General features: G+C 38.9%; 16 protein-coding genes. 6 read left to right on the top strand and 10 right to left on the bottom strand.

What is annotated here, in order from left to right:
• The 5 genes from gatB to CBM15_RS10770 all read left to right on the top strand — a co-directional run bounded on the left by gatB (window position 1) and on the right by CBM15_RS10770 (window position 5186).
• A complete protein-coding gene (gatB, locus tag CBM15_RS10790; RefSeq protein WP_008409014.1) occupies window positions 1-1446 on the top strand; it encodes an Asp-tRNA(Asn)/Glu-tRNA(Gln) amidotransferase subunit GatB in 1446 nt (481 codons plus the stop codon).
• A gap of 139 nt (window positions 1447-1585) precedes the next feature.
• On the top strand, window positions 1586-2764 hold the full coding sequence (gene nagA / locus CBM15_RS10785; RefSeq protein WP_087617504.1) for an N-acetylglucosamine-6-phosphate deacetylase: 1179 nt from the start codon (window positions 1586-1588) through the stop codon (window positions 2762-2764).
• Window positions 2765-2766: 2 nt separating this feature from the next.
• Entirely contained in the window at window positions 2767-3639 is an 873-nt protein-coding gene (locus CBM15_RS10780; protein ID WP_087617503.1) for a GNAT family N-acetyltransferase, read from the top strand.
• Window positions 3640-3659: 20 nt separating this feature from the next.
• A complete protein-coding gene (locus tag CBM15_RS19650; protein ID WP_338057550.1) occupies window positions 3660-4325 on the top strand; it encodes a GNAT family N-acetyltransferase in 666 nt (221 codons plus the stop codon).
• Window positions 4326-5186 (top strand): ROK family protein, encoded by an 861-nt coding sequence (locus CBM15_RS10770; protein WP_087617502.1) that lies wholly within the window; start codon window positions 4326-4328, stop codon window positions 5184-5186.
• 56 nt (window positions 5187-5242) lie between these two features.
• Here CBM15_RS10770 and CBM15_RS10765 read toward each other — a convergent pair whose 3' ends face one another.
• From CBM15_RS10765 to CBM15_RS10745, 5 genes are all read right to left on the bottom strand, one after another.
• On the bottom strand, window positions 5243-6325 hold the full coding sequence (locus tag CBM15_RS10765; RefSeq protein ID WP_087617501.1) for an ABC transporter ATP-binding protein: 1083 nt from the start codon (window positions 6323-6325) through the stop codon (window positions 5243-5245).
• Between the two features lie 74 nt (window positions 6326-6399).
• Complete coding sequence (locus CBM15_RS10760; RefSeq protein WP_087617500.1) at window positions 6400-7251, bottom strand: helix-turn-helix domain-containing protein; 852 nt, start codon at window positions 7249-7251, stop codon at window positions 6400-6402.
• Between the two features lie 81 nt (window positions 7252-7332).
• On the bottom strand, window positions 7333-8820 hold the full coding sequence (gene putP / locus CBM15_RS10755) for a sodium/proline symporter PutP (RefSeq protein WP_087617499.1): 1488 nt from the start codon (window positions 8818-8820) through the stop codon (window positions 7333-7335).
• A 90-nt stretch (window positions 8821-8910) separates the two neighbouring features.
• Window positions 8911-9885, bottom strand: coding sequence for a proline dehydrogenase family protein (locus CBM15_RS10750; RefSeq protein WP_087617498.1), 975 nt, complete (start codon window positions 9883-9885; stop codon window positions 8911-8913).
• A gap of 301 nt (window positions 9886-10186) precedes the next feature.
• The gene (locus CBM15_RS10745) at window positions 10187-11482 is read right to left on the bottom strand and encodes an AAA-type ATPase lid domain-containing protein (RefSeq protein ID WP_087617497.1); all 1296 of its coding nucleotides are present in this window, start codon (window positions 11480-11482) and stop codon (window positions 10187-10189) included.
• Window positions 11483-11650: 168 nt separating this feature from the next.
• On the opposite strand from CBM15_RS10745, the gene pruA reads away from it, so the two are divergent.
• On the top strand, window positions 11651-13195 hold the full coding sequence (gene pruA, locus CBM15_RS10740; protein WP_087617496.1) for an L-glutamate gamma-semialdehyde dehydrogenase: 1545 nt from the start codon (window positions 11651-11653) through the stop codon (window positions 13193-13195).
• Window positions 13196-13280: 85 nt separating this feature from the next.
• Here pruA and CBM15_RS10735 read toward each other — a convergent pair whose 3' ends face one another.
• From CBM15_RS10735 to CBM15_RS10715, 5 genes are all read right to left on the bottom strand, one after another.
• Window positions 13281-14189, bottom strand: coding sequence for an ABC transporter ATP-binding protein (locus tag CBM15_RS10735; RefSeq protein ID WP_087617495.1), 909 nt, complete (start codon window positions 14187-14189; stop codon window positions 13281-13283).
• A 2-nt stretch (window positions 14190-14191) separates the two neighbouring features.
• Window positions 14192-15238: an ABC transporter ATP-binding protein gene (locus CBM15_RS10730; protein ID WP_008405512.1), complete on the bottom strand. Its 1047-nt coding sequence runs from the start codon at window positions 15236-15238 to the stop codon at window positions 14192-14194.
• A gap of 14 nt (window positions 15239-15252) precedes the next feature.
• A complete protein-coding gene (locus tag CBM15_RS10725) occupies window positions 15253-16185 on the bottom strand; it encodes an ABC transporter permease (RefSeq protein WP_008405516.1) in 933 nt (310 codons plus the stop codon).
• Window positions 16185-17114 (bottom strand): ABC transporter permease, encoded by a 930-nt coding sequence (locus tag CBM15_RS10720; RefSeq protein WP_008405519.1) that lies wholly within the window; start codon window positions 17112-17114, stop codon window positions 16185-16187. The genes CBM15_RS10725 and CBM15_RS10720 overlap by 1 nt, the downstream gene beginning before the upstream one ends.
• 146 nt (window positions 17115-17260) lie before the next feature.
• Window positions 17261-18877, bottom strand: a complete 1617-nt coding sequence (locus CBM15_RS10715; RefSeq protein ID WP_087617494.1) for a peptide ABC transporter substrate-binding protein — start codon at window positions 18875-18877, stop codon at window positions 17261-17263.
• Window positions 18878-19073: the final 196 nt, after the last annotated feature.

Below are 19073 nucleotides of genomic sequence, written 5' to 3'. Positions count from 1 at the left end.
ATGAACTTTGAAACAGTCATTGGCTTAGAGATTCACGTTGAGTTAAAAACAAACTCAAAAATCTTCTCTAGCAGTCCAAACCACTTTGGTGCGGAACCAAACACAAATACAACAGTAATCGACCTTGGTTATCCAGGTGTTTTACCAGTATTAAATAAACAAGTAGTAGATTACGCTATGCGTGCTTCTTTAGCATTAAACATGGAAATCGAACAGGAAACTAAGTTCGACCGTAAAAACTACTTCTATCCGGACAATCCGAAAGCTTACCAAATTTCACAATTTGATAAGCCCATCGGTAAAAACGGTTGGGTAGAAATCGAAATTCCAGCTAAAGGTGATACACCAGGCTACAAAAAGAAAATCGGTATTACACGTCTTCACATGGAAGAAGATGCTGGTAAATTAACGCATGCTGATGGCTATTCTTTAGTGGACTTAAACCGTCAAGGTACGCCATTAGTAGAAATCGTTTCTGAGCCGGATATCCGCACGCCGGACGAAGCATATGCTTACCTGGAAAAAGTAAAATCTATCATTCAATATACAGGCGTTTCTGACGTACGTATGGAGGAAGGTTCTCTGCGTTGTGATGCGAACATTTCAATCCGTCCATACGGTCAAGAAGAGTTCGGTACGAAAACTGAGCTTAAAAACTTAAACTCATTCAACTTTGTCCGTCGTGGTTTAGAGCACGAAGAAATCCGCCAAGCAGAAGTATTAATGGCTGGTGGCGTTATTGAGCAGGAAACACGCCGTTTTGATGAGAAAACAGGTAAAACAATTCTTATGCGTGTTAAAGAAGGTACAGATGATTACCGTTACTTCCCAGAGCCGGACTTAGTGCGTCTTTCAATTTCTGATGAATGGGTAGAGCGCGTACGTAACGAGATTCCAGAATTACCGGATGCTCGTAAAGCACGTTATGTTTCTGAATTAGGCTTAAATGATTATGATGCAAACGTACTTGTAGTAAACAAAGAGATTTCAGATTTCTTTGATGCAACTGTAAACGCAGGTGCTGATGCGAAATTATCAGCTAACTGGTTAATGGGTGATATTTCTGCATACTTAAATGCAGAACAAAAAGAGCTGAAAAATACAGCTCTAACACCGGAAAACTTGGCTGGTATGGTGAAATTAATTTCGGACGGTACAATTTCTTCTAAAATCGCGAAAAAAGTATTCACTGAGTTAGTAACGAATGGTGGAGACGCTGCGAAAATTGTGAAGGAAAAAGGCTTAGTCCAAATTTCTGATCCGGAAGTAATCCGTGGTTTCGTCACAACTGTTCTTGATAACGATGCAAAATCAGTAGAAGATTTCAAAGCTGGTAAAGACCGTGCGATTAAGGCACTTCTTGGCCAAATTATGAAAGCTTCTAAAGGCCAAGCAAACCCACAATTAACAAACCAAATCTTAATGGAAGAAATTAATAAACGTTAATTTCTTCTTAGAAACGGCAGTCCATTTTTTAATTGGACTGCCGTTTTATTTTGGCCAAAAAAGGAATTTTCTTGAAAAATGATAAGAGGTAAGCTAATAATGGGAAATGTATAAGATGTGGTAGAGGGGGGAAATGTTCATGGAAAAAACATGGTGTATTGGACCACTTCAAATTGTCCGGGAACAGCGGATAGAGGATGACTGTTACGCTGTAATTGAAGGTGGAAAAATAGTTCAGTTTTGCAAAAGGGGTGAATTACCTGAACAGGTCGATCTGGTAGAAACAAAGACAGCTTATAAAATGATGCCGGGGATGATTGATCAGCATATTCACGGAATATCCGGTGCTGATGTAATGGACGGAACGGAAAGCAGTCTAAATACGATCAGTATGGCACTTGCAAAACACGGGGTGACAACCTTTTTAGCGACAACGATGACTGCGGAAGAAAATCAACTCGAGCGTGTTGTACAAGCGATTGCGAATATGAAAAACAATGTAAAAGGTGCAAAAATTGCAGGCATACATTTAGAAGGTCCTTTCATTAGCCCGATTCAAAAAGGGGCACAGTCCGATCAGTTTATTATAAAACCTTCTGTAGAAATATTTGACCATCTAAACAGGTCTGCCCAATACGAAATTAAGCTTGTTACACTAGCGGCAGAGCTAGATAAAGGCCATAAGCTTGCAACGTACTTAAAACATAACGGCATTGTAGCATCCATTGGTCACTCAGATGCGACCTATGCTGAGACAAAGACATTATTGGGACAACAGCTTATCAAGAATGCCACTCATTTTTGTAATGGGATGAGGCCGATCCATCACCGGGAGCCCGGCTTGCAGGTTGCATTAATGCAAAGTGAGTGTATGCTGGAAATTATTGCTGACGGATTTCATATTCATCCGGACATGATTCGCTTTATTTACGACACGATTGGTGAAGACCGAATGATATTAATATCAGACAGTATGCGCGCAACCGGATTAACAGACGGTATTTATGATTTAGGTGGACAACAAGTCCGGGTAGAAGATGGCTTATGTAAATTAGTCGGGAGTGACGCGCTTGCTGGAAGTACGCTGAATTTAAACAAGGCCCGAAAAAATATGAAAGACTGGCTCGGATTATCAGATGTGACACTAGCTAAGCTGACTGCAACTAACAGTGCAAAGCTGTTAGGGTTGTTTGAAAATAAAGGGTCAATTGAAATTGGTAAAGATGCTGACTTTTATATAGTTAACGAAAACGAAGAAGTTGTATTAACTGTTTCAGAAGGAAAAATAATTTACGAAAATTTTAAAAAGGAGGGATAGTAGTGAATTTCATAAAAGGGGACGCTGTGCGCCTTAATCCGCAATTGAAAGGGAGTTTCTTTAAACTGGCAAATGATACTTTTGGATTGGATTTTAGACAATGGGATGAGCTAGGGTATTGGAACGATACATATTGTCCTTATGTATTTGAAGCGGATGGTGAAATAGTAGCCAATGTTTCTACCAGTCATGGAACGATGATTTTGGATGGCAGGCAGTATAAAGCAGTTCAAATCGGATCTGTAATGACAAATCCCACATTCCAAGGAAAAGGATTATCGCGTCAGCTTATGGAAAAAGTTATGGAAGATCATGTGGATACAAATATCATATACTTGTTTGCAAACAAAACAGTATTGGACTTTTATCCGAAGTTTGGTTTTGAAACTCGGACGCAATCTACATTTACTGTGGATAAAAAAGACATTGAACCGGTTTATACAGAAGTAAAGAAAGTTAACTTGGAAGATAAACCGACAAGAAACATATTTTATGAAACAACTGTGTTTAGAAAACCTGTTAGTCAGAAAATGAGTATGGTTCAAAATGAAAACATCGTGATGTTCCATGCATTGACCCAATACCAGGATTGTATTTACTATGTGCCAAAGTTTCAGGCATTTGTTATTTTAAATGAAACAGCCCAGCATGCTGAGTTAATCGATGTGATTTCTAAAGAGCCGGTTAATATACAGGAAATACTAGGTTGCTTGCCAATTCAATCTGAACAGATCAGGCTGTGCTTTACACCGGATGATATAAAGCTTCCTGTCACGCAAGATGTGTTTATAGATGATGGGGCAATGTTTGTAAAAAACCAAAAAGATATTGTGTATCCTAATAATTTGCTTTATCCATATAGTGGGTTGGCATAAAAAATGAAGGTCCGTGAAAAATACTACGGGCCTCCATATACCGTTATGCAGAACGGGCCCTTCTCAATAAAGGCATAAAGAAAATTCAGCTTGGCGGGGATATAGGGCACTTATTATGCGGAGTCCCGCTTGATCAGCGGGAGGGTGTTGCGTTTGCAGAGAAGTTTGGCTTTAAACGAGTTGTCGAAAGTGTAGACTTCACAAAAACCGTAACGGAACCATTATCACTGCCTGAAAAAAATAATGTTCAATTTGTTCTATTAGAAAAAGAGGAACAACAGCAACTCATTGATTTTATGGCTCAGTCATTCCCTGGGCGGTGGACTTTTGAAGCGCATGATTATTTCGCTCATGGAGGTACAGGGAGAGATTATGTCGTTGTGAAATGGGAAGGCAAGATAGTGGGCTTCTGTCGTATAAATGATGAACATAGTGCTTTGAAGGGGCCAAACTATAATTGGGCAGAGCAGTTTGAGCGATTAGGTGGCATTGGTCCACTAGGGGTAAATGAAGATTATAGAAAGTATGGCTTAGGGCGAGCTGTTATCGAAGCTGCAGAATATTATTTGCAGCAACGTGGTAAAGAGACGTTCTTTATTGATTGGACGGATTTAATCGCCTTTTATGAGAAGCTAGGCTATACAATTTGGAAAGACTACGGAATTTTTGTAAAGCAGGTGGAGTAAATGTGGATTTTAAGTGCAGATATCGGAGGGACAAAATTAGCACTTGCTTTATCGAAGCAAGAACAGCCGGAAATATTAATAAAGCAAATGGAAGTTAAGAGTCCCCAGCAGTCTGAATCATTATTTGAGGCGATTATTTCAGGTTTTGATAAGCTTCTGGAAGGTGACGAAGGAGATGTTATAAAAGTAGCGGTTGGACTACCGGGAATTTTAGATTTAGAGCAAGGGTTTGTAGTTTTTCAGCAAAACTTGCCGTGGCGTAATTTTCCGCTTGTCCAAAGACTTCAAACGACATTTCCGAAAGCTGAGGTTATTATGGAAACGGATATGATGACTGCAGCAAATGGAGAATATAAAGTACGTCACTTTGAGAAAGAAACATTCATATATGTCACGATCAGCACAGGAATTGCCTGCTGTATCATCCATGAAGGAAAATTTTTAAGAGGTGCCGGAATTCCCGGAGAAATCGGTTTTTCAATAACAGGCTCCGGTGCCTATTTTGAAGAAGTATGTGCTGGACCCGGTTTATTAAACACATTACAGCAGCAAACAAATGAAGAAGGCACATTACAGCAATTTTTTGAACGCTACTATGAAAAGGATGAACGCATCGTGCCGCTCATACATGAATGGCAGCAAGAAATCGCTCAGAAGATTCACAGCTTCATTTTATTAGTAGATCCGCATGTTGTCGTACTAGGCGGAGGAGTTATGAATCATCATCCGCAAATTGTGGATGAGATTTCAGGTTTAGTTGACCAGTATTTTAGTTTACCATTTTTTGAACATAAAAAAGGTAGAGTACAAGCAAGCTTAAATAAAGGAAATGCAGGACTGATCGGTGCTGCGCTGCTATAAAATTATGAAAGAAGCAGTCAGAAATAATTCTGACTGCTTCTTCTAATTATTTACTATCAGCGAATCCGCATTTCTGTTGCCGGATCAAAGAAGTGAGCTTTTGCCAGGTTGAAGTTAAGTGAAAGCTCCTGCCCCATAGCTACATCTGCATCTGCATGTATTTTACCTACAAATTGCTGGTCATCAATTGACGCATAAACAATCATTTCTGCACCGGTTAATTCACTTACTTGGACTTTCGTTTTAACGAGACTGCTTGAATCTTGTTTATGGCCATCATGAATATCTTCCGGACGGATACCTAAAATAATTTCATGGTTAATATAGTTTTGTTCTTTTAATATTTTTAATTTTTCTTCCGGAATGCGGACTTTTTCATTGGCGATTTCAAAATATTCGCCTACAACATTCCCGCGAAGGAAGTTCATAGCTGGAGAACCGATAAACCCGCCGACAAATACATTTTCAGGTGTATCGTATACTTCACGCGGCGTTCCGATTTGCTGAATGACACCATCCTTCATTACAACAATTCGTGAAGCCATCGTCATCGCTTCCGTTTGATCGTGCGTAACATATATAGTCGTTGTATTTAAACGATAATGGAGCTTTGTAATTTCAGAGCGCATTTGTACTCGAAGTTTTGCATCCAAGTTCGATAACGGTTCATCCATTAAAAACAGCTTCGCATCACGAACAATGGCACGGCCAAGTGCAACACGCTGACGTTGGCCACCGGAAAGCGATTTTGGCTTCTTGTCCAATAAATCCGATAACCCTAAAATTTCCGCAGCTTCACGTACTTTTTTATCAATTTGATCTTTCGAGAATTTCCGCAGCTTCAAGCCAAAAGCCATATTATCGTACACATTCATATGCGGGTATAGAGCATAGTTTTGGAAAACCATTGCAATATCGCGGTCTTTTGGTTCAACTTCATTCACTCGTTTACCCTCGATGCGCAATTCGCCTTCAGAAATCGTTTCAAGTCCTGCGACCATACGCAATGTCGTAGATTTTCCGCAGCCTGACGGACCAACAAGTACAAGAAATTCACCAGGTTCAACCTTTAAATGAAAATTTTCAACAGCTACATGGCCATCGGGATAACGTTTTACAAGATGATCAAAATCTAACATAAAAAACCAGTCCCCCTTTTTTATAGTATAAAAGATTAAAAGGGAGCTGCCTTTGTGCAATGTGCTTGAAATTATCAGGAATATTTTGTTAGTTTATACAACTGGGCTGCTAAATTGGCTAATAGCAGGTCATCACTGCGCTTTAAATCCAACGTAGTTTCTTCAAAATAACGTTGTGTACGGTATAACAAGGTGTTGCGATGGATATGTAATTCTTTCGAAGCAGAGGACATATTTCCGTTATGGGAAAATAGCGCTGTAATGGTAGTAATCATTTCATCATTTAAACTATTGAACAATGTATGCTGCAAATATTGTTGTAACGGCATAGTCAAGTGTAATGGCAATAAAATTAAGAAGCTTTCAGAAAATGTATAAATCGTTTGGTGCTGCCGTTCTAAAATGGACTGAAATATTTTTTGCTCCGTTAAGAAAGAATGATGCAGCATTTCAGAAACCGGAAGCAATTGACCTACGAAAAGCTGTCCATGCAAATAAAAGTCATTTTCCAATATTGCCATAAAGCCTTCAAGTTCTTCTCGAGTATAATCTCTAAGCAAAATAATCCAGAAAGTATGAGGAGCAGCTTCCAATAGATAAGCATCATTCATAAAGAAAAGCTCAATAGCGTACTTTAATTGCCCGGCATCATTGGTAATATGATATTGTAATATGCGAATAGAAGAATAAGTTGCAGGCTTCGGGACTACACCTTGTGTTAACAATAGTAACCACGGATCCATTTGTTCACTGCATTCTCGATAAAAATGCTTTAACATTAAAGCATCTCGTTCGGTTATTTCGTTTTTTGCGATCTCATACCAGCATGCATCAGCTGAATCATAAAAGATCGTTGTTGCTGAATTATGGGTTGTCGGGTATGTGCTATGTCTTTTAAGGGAAGGGAATAGTTGTGCAAGTTGCATAAAATAACCTCCATCACATTATCTGCTTTTTGATATTGAAAAAACGGTATGTCTTTATTAAAGATCATACCGTTTTTATTATTACTTTTGCTCTTCTTTTAAAATACGTTGTGTTTCATTGAACTCTTCTTCGATTTCCGCATTTGGTTTATATGTCAACATACTCACTACGACTGCAACGACTAAACATGCTATAAAGCCTGGTACAATCTCATAAAGCATGCTCGTTAAACTTTCCGTACGTCCCCAAACGAATGCAACTGCGGCACCGGCAACCATTCCGGCAAGTGCTCCGTAGTTTGTAAGCTTACGCCAGAACAGAGAAAGTAAAATGATTGGACCGAATGCTGCACCAAAACCGGCCCATGCGAATGCGACCAATCCTAAAATTGTGCTTTCCGGATTCCATGCAACAATTGCCGCAAAAATAGATACGAAAAGTACAGCGACACGACCTAAAAATACGTAATGTTTATCTGTCGCAGTTTTGTTGAATAAAGCTTTATAAATGTCTTCAATCAGTGCTGAAGAAGTTACGATTAATTGTGATGAAATGGTACTCATAACTGCTGCTAAAATTGCTGCAAGTACGATTCCTGCAATGAACGGGTGGAATAAAATCTGCCCTAACACGATAAATACTGTTTCCGCATCCTTCAATTCCGTACCTTGCTGCTGGAAGTAAGCCACACCGACTAATGCTGTTGCGAGCGCACCTAGTAAACTGAAAATCATCCAGCCAATACCGATACGACGAGCATTCTTCGTTTCTTTTACAGATGTAATCGCCATAAAGCGTACGATTATATGTGGCTGACCAAAGTAGCCAAGCCCCCATGCAAGAGAAGAAATAACAGCTGTTGCTGTTACAGTAGAAGGAAGAAGGCTGAACATTTCCGGATCGACTGCTTTAATAGAATCAACCGTTTCTCCAATACCGCCAGTTAAGAAGATTCCGAAAACAGGAACTGCAATTAATGTAACAAGCATTATAAGACCTTGAATTACATCCGTATAACTAACAGCTAAAAACCCGCCGAATAATGTGTAGGCAACAACTACTGCCGATACGAATAAAAGACCTGTATGGTAATCCATTCCGAATGAGCTCTCAAAAAACTTACCGCCTGATACCATTCCGGAAGATACATAGAATGTAAAGAATACTAAAATGATAATCCCCGATGCGATACGTAATAGTTTCGTGTTGTCACGCAAACGGTTATCCAAATAACTTGGAATCGTGATGGAATCCTTTGTTACTTGTGTATAAACACGTAAACGAGGTGCTACAAGTAACCAATTTAAATACGCACCGACTGTTAAACCGATTGCAATCCAAGCTTCCACGAGACCCGATAAATAGATTGCACCTGGAAGCCCCATTAATAGCCAGCCCGACATATCCGCTGCACCGGCACTTAATGCTGTTACTGCAGCACCGAGACCACGTCCGCCCAACATATAGTCTGTCAGGTTGCTAGTTTTCCGGAAAGCATACCAGCCAATGCCGAGCATCACAATCATATAAATAATAATGGCCAACAACTGATAACTGTAATCTGACATAAATACAACTCCCTTAATAATAAATTTTTGACTAGTTTACCATGTTGCAATACATGGTCGTCAACGCAATAAAATATGGCGCTTCTGTACTTATCTATACTTTTTAGACATACGTCCGGCTAAAAATGCACCTGCTGCAACAGCTAAAATTGTATTTGTCTTTTTCGTAAATACTTGTTTTGTAACTAGTGTCAGGTTTTGCGGACGTTCTGCTAAACGACGCATAAAATAGCCGTACCAATCATTACCAAATGGTACATACGTACAGAAGTTATACCCTTCCTTTGCGAGGCCCAACTGCATTTCTTTGCGGAAGCCATAAAGCATTTGGAACTCAAATTTATCATTAGGAATATTATGCTTATCGACAAATTGTTTTACATGATTAATTACATTGTGATCATGTGTCGCAATCGAAGTGAATTTGCCATGTAGTAAATGATATTCAATCTGCTCGATAAACTTGCGGTCGATATCGGCTTTATTTTGGTAAGCGACAGACTCATCTTCTTTGTAAGCGCCTTTTACAATACGTAAACGGTAATCTTTAAAACGTTCTACATTTTCACCTGACTCGAAAAAGTATGCTTGAATAACTGTACCTACATTATCGTAATCGACGTGAATCTTTTCCAAAAGTTCAAATGATGGGTGTAGACGTGCATAGTTTTCCATATCGAAATTAACAAAAATCTGATATTTATTTGCCAATGCAACGATCTCTCTTAAATTTTCATAGCAAAATTCAAAATCAATATCCAACCCCAACTGAGACGGTTTCAAAGAAATATGTGCATCCAGATTTTCACTATGAATACGTTCAATTACAGCTGAAATTTGGTTTTTTGCAGCAAGTGCAGCAGATTTTTCAAACACAAATTCCCCTAGATTATCGACAGTACAAGAGATACCTTGTGCATTTAAATGCTTGATGCTTTCTATAACTTCATCGATATTTGTACCTGCAACGACACTTTGCGCCCCCAGCTTAAATCCGTATTTTTGGGCTGCAGAATTTAATGTTTGATTCTCTGAAAGTGCGATAAAAAAATCTTTTAATGACATTTTAAATAGTCCCCCTGCGAATAAAAAAGTTTTTTAATGTTATTGAGCAGAGTATAAAACAAAAAATTCAAAAAAGGAAATAGAATTTGAGAGGATTAATGTTTACTAGATGAAAAAGTGAGAAATATCAACGGTTTTTAAAGCAAAAAAATTTTGCTGAAATACTTTCTTGAAACGTTTACATTCTCTAAAAAACATAATTTATAAAACATGCAATAAAATATTGCACTAAGAAAAATGGAAAAGAGACCCACTAGTAGCGGGTCTCTTAAGTGGTAAATAATACAAATTATTACCAATTTTATTTGCGTTTTAGACGATATTGCAAACCTTGCCGATGAATGCCCAGTGCTTTAGCTGTCTGCGAAATATTTCCGTCATTCAGCTGTAAGGCGTGTGAAATATAATAGTCCTCAACTTTACGCATATATTCATCAAGAGGCTGCAATGTCTGTTCAGAGAAATCGAATAATTTTTGCTGTTCAGAGGCAGTTGGCTCTGCTTGCTGGAGCTTCCACTTGAAGTATGCTGGGATATGTATAAGTTCCACATATTCTTCTGTTGTTAGTAAGGCACTAATATCATCCAGTAAAACTTCAAGTTCTTTTAAATTTCCAGGCCAGTCGTAGTTCTGGAAAATTTCCTCGATTTCAGGTGCTAATCCTTTAACTGAGCTGCCATAAGCAATGCGTCGGCGAGCAAAATAATCGTCCACGAAGGGCTTAATATCTTCACGGCGCTCCCGGAGTGCGGGTACTTTTATTGTTAAGTTCGAAAATAAGTAATACAGGTTTTTGGACAGATGACCTTTCTGGATTAAGTCAATCGGATCTTCACCAATACTTGCAATGAAGACATGGTTACGTTCGGTATGTTTTTCCAGAAGCTCCACGATGCGGTTCTGTGCTTCATCTGATAAAAATTCAATCCGCTCGGCAAAAAACGTATAGTTTTTTTCCTCGGCAATATATTTTTCTATTTGAGTGAGCAATGTTTTTTCATTGCGTCGGCAAATAAGTGTGATGAAGCGTTCGTTTTTTTCAGCAAGCTCATGATGAATACCTTCTGCAATCATATCTTTCCCTGTTCCGGATTCACCGACAAGCATAACCGGAATTCGACCGAGTGCGGCAATTTTAGCTTGCTGAATTACTTGCTTCATTGATTTTGAAACAGCAGTAATAATATCAAAAGTTAATGGAGCACCGTAACGACTTAGAGGACGGTCCATCAAAAACTCCTGCTGAGTAATATCGCGGGAAAATTGAATGGCGATTTTCGTACCGTCATTTAGGGTATATGGATAATAGTCATTCATCATTGTCACTTCTTCACCACGTGCATTCCAGAACGTTTGCTTAATATGTTTGAAGCTTTGACCTGAAGCTAAAACTTTTTGCAGCATATTTTGCTCCAAGTTAAAGTCGAGTGACTGTGATAAAAAGCGTTGTGTAATTTGTTCAAGTGATTCACCGGTAAGCTCGCGCATTTTTTTGTTGTATACGATGACTCGTCCATTTTCGTCAATAGCGCAAAGACCGGTTTCTATTTTTTCAATCATAAATTCAAAAACACTAGAGCGATCTAGTTGATTCATGCGGTGTAACCCCCTCTATTTTATTTTAGCATGGGAATGTCAAAATGAGATAATTTGCGTAATTTAGAAAAAATAATTGATTTAAGCATTATTATATTGCATAATTCAAATTAAGAAACATAATATGATGCAAAATAATATTGCACTTAATATCGGAGGTAATGATAAATGATTAACTATAAACATGAACCATTTACAGATTTCTCGGTAGAAGAAAACAAGCAAGCTTATTTGGAAGCGCTTAAAAAAGTAGAATCACAGCTTGGTGCCGATTATCCTCTAATTATCGGTGGTGAACGTATTACGACAGAAGAAAAAATTGTATCATATAACCCGGCTAAGAAAACAGAAGTGATTGGCTCTGTTTCAAAAGCTTCAAAAGACTTGGCTGAAAAAGCGATGCAAGAAGCAGATAAAGCATTCAAGTCATGGAAAAAAGTTAAACCTGAAATTCGTGCAGACGTATTATTCAAAGCAGCGACAATTATCCGCCGCCGCAAGCATGAGTTTTCTGCATGGTTGACGAAAGAAGCAGGTAAGCCTTGGAATGAAGCGGATGCAGATACTGCAGAAGCAATCGACTTTTTAGAATACTATGGCCGTCAAATGCTGGAAATGAAAGATGGTCGTAAAGTAGAAAGCCGTCCGAATGAATACAACCGTTATGACTATATTCCACTAGGGATCGGGATTGTTATTTCGCCTTGGAACTTCCCGTTCGCTATTATGGCAGGTACAACTGTTGCAGCTGTTGTTACTGGTAACACAGTATTATTAAAACCAGCATCAACTACACCGGTTGTCGCTTATAAATTTATTGAAGTGCTTGAAGAAGCAGGTTTACCAAAAGGCGTAGTAAACTTCGTACCTGGTAGTGGAGCAGAAGTAGGGGACTACTTAGTAGACCACCCGAAAACACGCTTCATCAGTTTTACAGGTTCTCGTGATGTCGGCTTACGTATTAACGAACGTGCATCAAAATTAAGTCCAGGACAAATTTGGATTAAACGTGTCATTGCTGAAATGGGCGGTAAAGATACAATCGTTGTTGATAAGGATGCAGATTTAGAGTTAGCTGCACAGTCCATCGTAAAATCAGCTTTCGGTTTCTCAGGACAAAAGTGTTCAGCATGTTCACGTGTAGTAATCGTAAAAGATGTATATGATCAAGTTGTAAACCGTGTGGAAGAGTTAACGAAATCATTAACAATCGGTGACCCTTCAGACAATAACAACTTTATGGCAACAGTAATCGATTCGGCAGCATTCAAAAAAATCAGCGAGTATATTGAAATCGGTAAAACAGAAGGCCGTCTAGTTGCTGGTGGTACTGCAGATGATTCTGTTGGTTACTTTGTACACCCGACAGTATTTGCCGATGTAGATCCGGAAGCGCGTATTATGAAAGAAGAAATCTTCGGTCCAGTTGTAGCGATTACAAAAGCAGATTCATTTGAAGACGCGATTGATATCGCAAACAATACTGAATACGGATTAACAGGTGCCGTTATTACAAACGACCGTATGAACTTAGAGTATGCCCGCGAAGAGTTCCATGTTGGAAACCTTTATTTCAACCGCGGCTGTACAGGTGCTATCGTTGGTTACCAACCATTTGGCGGCTTCAACATGTCAGGTACTGACTCTAAAGCAGGCGGACCAGATTATTTAACATTGCATATGCAAGCGAAAACAACATCTGAAGCATTTTAATATTAAGTAATAGTCATTGGAAATTTCCTTATTATATATAGAAAGAACTCCTTCACATTGCCTCGTGAAGGAGTTCTTTTGTTTTTTATTTAGCCCATTCTTTTACTTGTGCATCTGTGCCAAAGACGAAATGGCCAGGGCGGGCTTCGATTACTTTAGCTGCCGGATCATGTTCAACATGTTTGTACGGGATACGTGTACGGTTGCGTTCATAAGCGGGATCTGGCTGAGGAACAGCAGATAATAGAGACTTCGTATACGGGTGGATTGGGTTGTTGTAAATCTCATCCGCACTTCCAAGTTCTAATATTTTCCCGCGATACATAACCGCGATTCGGTCTGATATATATTTTACCATCGATAAATCATGAGCAATGAATAAATAAGTTAACCCACGTTCTTTTTGAAGTTGCTTCAGTAAGTTTACTACCTGTGCTTGAATTGATACATCAAGTGCAGAGATCGGCTCATCTGCAATGATGAAGCTTGGATCTAAACTAAGTGCACGGGCAATACCGATACGTTGACGCTGCCCGCCAGAAAACTCATGGGCATAACGGTTAGCATGCTCGCGTGTCAGTCCGACCGCTTCCAACAATTCACCTATACGAGCTTGGCGTTCTTTTTTGTTTTTATACAGACCATGAATGTCAAAGCCTTCTGCAATTAATTCACCAGCTGTCATACGAGGATTTAAACTCGCATACGGGTCCTGGAAGATCATTTGCATTTCACGATTGAATTGCATTAATTCTTTTCGTGACTTCATCTCTGATATATTTTTGCCTTTAAAGGTAATTTGACCTTCTGTAATATCGTAAAGGCGGATAATTGAACGGCCCGTCGTTGATTTACCACAGCCGGATTCTCCGACTAAACCTAATGTTTCGCCTTCATACACATCAAAGGAGATACCATCGATCGCTTTAATCGGTTGTTTGGCAGTGCCAAAATACTGTTTTAAGCCTTTTACTTCTAATATTTTATTTGCCATAATTACATGCCCTCCTGTTGATAGCCTTTAATACGGCGTGCTACCGCCTCAGGAACAGGCATTTTTGGTGCATCAGGATGCAGTAGCCAAGTTTTAGCGTAGTGTGTATCCGATACTTTAAACATTGGCGGTTCCATCTCGAAATCGATTTTCATTGCAAATTCGTTACGAGGGGCAAATGCATCGCCTTTAGGTGGATCGATCAAGTTTGGCGGAGAACCTGGAATCGCCATTAACAGCTCATCTGTAGAGTTGTTTAAGTCCGGCATAGAGCCGAGTAGTCCCCAAGTATATGGGTGCTGTGGATTGTAGAAAATATCTTCTACTGTACCGTACTCAACGATTTGACCTGCATACATGACCGCAACTCGGTCTGCTACATTTGCTACAACACCCAGATCATGGGTAATGAAAATAATCGATGTATTCGATTTCTTTTGAAGTTCTTTCATCAACTCTAAAATTTGTGCCTGTATCGTTACATCTAATGCTGTTGTCGGCTCATCGGCAATTAATAGTTTTGGATCTGCTGCAAGAGCGATAGCGATAACAACACGCTGGCGCATCCCTCCCGACAGTTCGTGAGGGTAAGCTTTATAACGCTTTTCTGGGAAAGGGATACCTACTTGATCAAGTAACTCAACCGCACGTTTTTTTGCTTCGTCCTTATTTGTAACTTTTTTATGTTTTAGAAGTACTTCGGTAATCTGTGCACCGATCCGCATTGTTGGATTTAATGCAGTCATTGGATCTTGGAAAATCATTGAAATATCATTTCCGCGAACTTTCATCATTTCTTTCTCAGATAAAGGAATAATATTGCGACCGTTGAAGTTAATCTCACCACCGGCATAAATACCTGGTGGCTGAGGAATTAACTTCATCAGTGCGTTACTCGTTACGGATTTTCCGGAACCGGATTCCCCGACGATTGCTAATGTTTCGCCCTCGTATAATTCAAAGCTTACTCCGCGTACGGCTTGTACGACACCAGCGTACGTTTTGAAATTAATACGTAAGTCGTTTACTTCTAATACTTTTTTCTTCATTGCGTACACTCTCCTTATTTACGTAATTTCGGATCAAGTGCGTCACGTAAGCCGTCCCCAACTGCGTTAAATGCGAATATTGTAATCGAGATTAAAGCTGCAGGGAACAATAATCGCCATGGTGCAGATTGAAGTGCTTTGAAACCTTCAGAGGCCATCGTACCCCAGCTGGCTAAAGGAGCCTGAACCCCTAAACCTAAGTAGCTTAAGAAACTCTCTGTGAAAATTGCACTTGGAATAGTCATTGTCATTGTTACTAAAATAGCACCCATTGCATTTGGGATTAAGTGACGTTTAATGATGTGCCATTGATTTGCGCCTAATGTACGAGCAGCAAGTACGTATTCCTGATTTTTAATTTTCAGTACTTCACTTCGTACAATACGCGCCATGTTTACCCAACCTGTAATGGAAAGGGCGATAATCATAGGAATTAAACCAGGTTCCATAATTACCAATAAAATAATTACTACTAATAGATAAGGAATTGCCGTCAACACGTCTGCGATACGCATCATAATATTATCGACACGACCACCTGCCAAACCTGCAATACTTCCCCATAAAACACCGATAATCAAATCAATTACAGCGGCAGTAATACCGATGAATAATGAAATTCGAGCGCCTTCCCATGCACGGACGAAAATATCACGCGCAAGGTCATCCGTACCGAACCAATGTGTTGCAGAAGGAGCGGTATTATATAAACCTACATTCTGTTCATATGTATAAGAAGAGAACACCGGCGCAAAAATTGCAAATCCTGCAATTATAATAAGAAGGATTAACCCGAGTACAGCTAACTTGTTATGAGAGAAGCGATAAAATACTTCTTTCCAATAAGATACTTGCTTTTTAGAAAGGGCATCTGTATTTTCTGAACGACCGACAACATCGAACATGTCAGCTGATACTTTTGGTATTTGCTGTTCGTTTTGAGCCATTATTTTTTCGCTCCTTTCAATTTAATACGTGGATCGATGACACTGTATAAAATGTCTACGATTAATACAGCCAGTAATAAAATTAATGAATAGAACACTGTCGTACCCATAATTACCGTATAGTCACGGTTTGTAATACTTGTTACGAAATGGCGGCCAAGTCCTGGCACAGCAAAAATCTGTTCAATAACGAACGAACCTGTGATAACACCGGCAAAAAGTGGACCTAAATACGTTACGACCGGCAATAATGCATTACGTAAAGAGTGCTTGAACACGATTGTCCATTTTCCAAGACCTTTTGCACGAGCAAGCTTTACATATTCACTATTGTTTTGCTCCAACATACTAGAACGAGTAAGTTTGGCAATAAATCCGGCATGGGTAACAGCGATTGCCAATGAAGGTAATATTGTATAGGCAAATCCTTTCCAGCCACTTACCGGGAACCAGCCTGCTTCAAATGCCAGGTAATACTGCAAGAGTCCGGCTAATATGAAGGAAGGAACTGAAATCCCTAAAATTGCAAAAATTGTCGCGGCATAATCTCCAAAGCGGTTATGATACAGTGCTGAAACAACGCCGAGTAATACACCAAGACCAATTGCTAAAACCATTGCCTGAAGACCTAAAGCAAGGGATACAGGGAAGCTTTCTGCGATAATGTCATTTGTGGAACGGCCTTTGTATTTCATCGACTCCCCAAAATCAAATGTCATTGTATCTACTAAATAGTCTTTATATTGGATATACCAAGGATTATCCAACCCATATTTCGCGTTTAACTGTTCTTCGATGGCAGGCGGCAATTCACGTTCGCTCGTGAAAGGGCTACCGGGAGCAAGCTGCATTAGGAAGAACGTCGCTGTAATAATTAAGTACATTGCAAGTACGATATAGAGTAATCGTTTAATGATAAAGTTAAGCAATGTCCGTACCTCCTTTTTATACTATTTTGAAAATTCGATAAAACTATGAAAGGGAGTGCCCGAAATTTTATTTCGAGGCACTCCCTGTTTACGATGACCTTGCAATTAATTTGACCATCGCAGGAGTAAATAATAAATAGTTAAAATTACTTCATTTTAACGTATTTAAGATTAATGTTACCTAAAGCATCTGGAACCATATTTTCTACTTCGTCAGATACAACATTTAAGTTTGTATTGTAGTAAATAGGAGCTACAGGCATTTCTTCCATAATTACTGCTTCAGCTTCCAATAATTTTTCCGTACGTTTGTCCGGATCAGTTTCAGTGATCGACTCATTTAATAATGCAGTGTATTCATCGTTTGACCAGCCAGTTTGGTTATTGCCGTTCTCTGCAGAGTTATACATTTCTAGGAATGTATACGCATCATTGTAGTCAGCACCCCAACCAAGACGACCGATTTGGTAATCGCCATTTCCAATTTTATCTAAGTATACTTGCCATTCTGAGTTATCAAGTTTAACAGTAATACCTAAATTAGATGACCATCCTTGTTGGATGAATTGTGCGATTGCAGAGTGTGCTTCAGAAGTATTGTATGAAACTTTTACTTCTAAATCAGCAGGATTTGCTAATCCTAATTCTTTCAGACCAGCTTCTAAATATTTCTTCGCTTCTTCGAAATCAGCATCTTTGAAGTAACCTTCATCATCGCCGAAGCCTTCTACAGAGTTTGGCACGATACCTAATGCAGGTTCTTGTTCGCCTTTTACAACATTACTGATTAAGCCTTCACGGTCGATTGCCAATGCTAATGCTTTACGAATGTTTTCGTTTTGCATTACCGTATCTTCTGTATTGAACTTGTACCAGTAAATAGATGACATATCAGAAACGTTTAATTTGTCTTCAGATTTTAAGCGATCGATTGCATCAAGAGAAATTGTCCCGTAAGGAGCACCTAAGAAATCAATTTCTCCAGCGTCAAACATTGTCATTTGAGTTGTTTCAGACTCAACCATTGCAATGTTTACCGTATCGATATCTACATTTTCTGTATCCCAGTAAGTATCGCTTTTCTCTAAAACGATATCGCCTGAATGGTTCCAAGTAGATAAATTGTATGCACCGTTCGATACATATGTATCTGCTTCTGTGTACCATTTTGGATCCGCTTCAGCTGTTGCTTTATGGATTGGGTAGAACGTTTTGAATGCTGTTAATTCCAAGAAATATGGAGTTGGAGCATTTAACGTTACTTCCAATGTTTTTTCATCGATAGCTTTAATCGCCACATCTTCGGCATTACCTTTACCGTTGTTGTATTCTTCTGCTCCTTTAATAGGGTAAAGGATAGTAGAATATTCAGACGCATTTTCCGGGTTTAATGCCCATTTCCATGCGTATTCAAAATCTTCAGCTGTAACTTTTTCTCCATTTGACCATTGTGCGTCACGTAAAGTGAATGTGTAAGTTAAAAGATCATCCGATACTTTATAGTCTTCAGCGGCAGCTAAAACCGGCTCGCCTTCAACCAATGTTGTTAAACCTTCAAAAGTATTTTCTAAAATTGCGCCAGAAGTTGTATCTGAAGCTAATTGTGGATGTAATGAAGGTGGCTCAGAAGTGATTAGTAAATCTAATTCTTTTTCCCCATCTCCAGATGATGTTGATTTAGTTTCATCTCCTCCACATGCTGCAAGTAATGCAGATAATGAAAGTGCTGTAGCAGTCAATGCGACCTTTTTGTTGCGTTTCATAAATACCCCTCCTAGAAAATCATGTAAATTAAATTTTCTGATAATTTTTTGATGCGTTATTTTAATATATCAGAATATTTGTATGAAATATATACTACATTTGAAATTTTTTATAGATACTAATAAGTAAGACAATTAGGAAAATTTTTAATTATTTTACTATAAGGTAATATTATTTGCATAAAATATTAGTTGG

It is taken from the genome of Solibacillus kalamii, assembly GCF_002174535.1.
GTDB lineage: Bacteria > Bacillota > Bacilli > Bacillales_A > Planococcaceae > Solibacillus > Solibacillus silvestris.
This window is presented reverse-complemented; position numbering and strand designations above follow the sequence as displayed.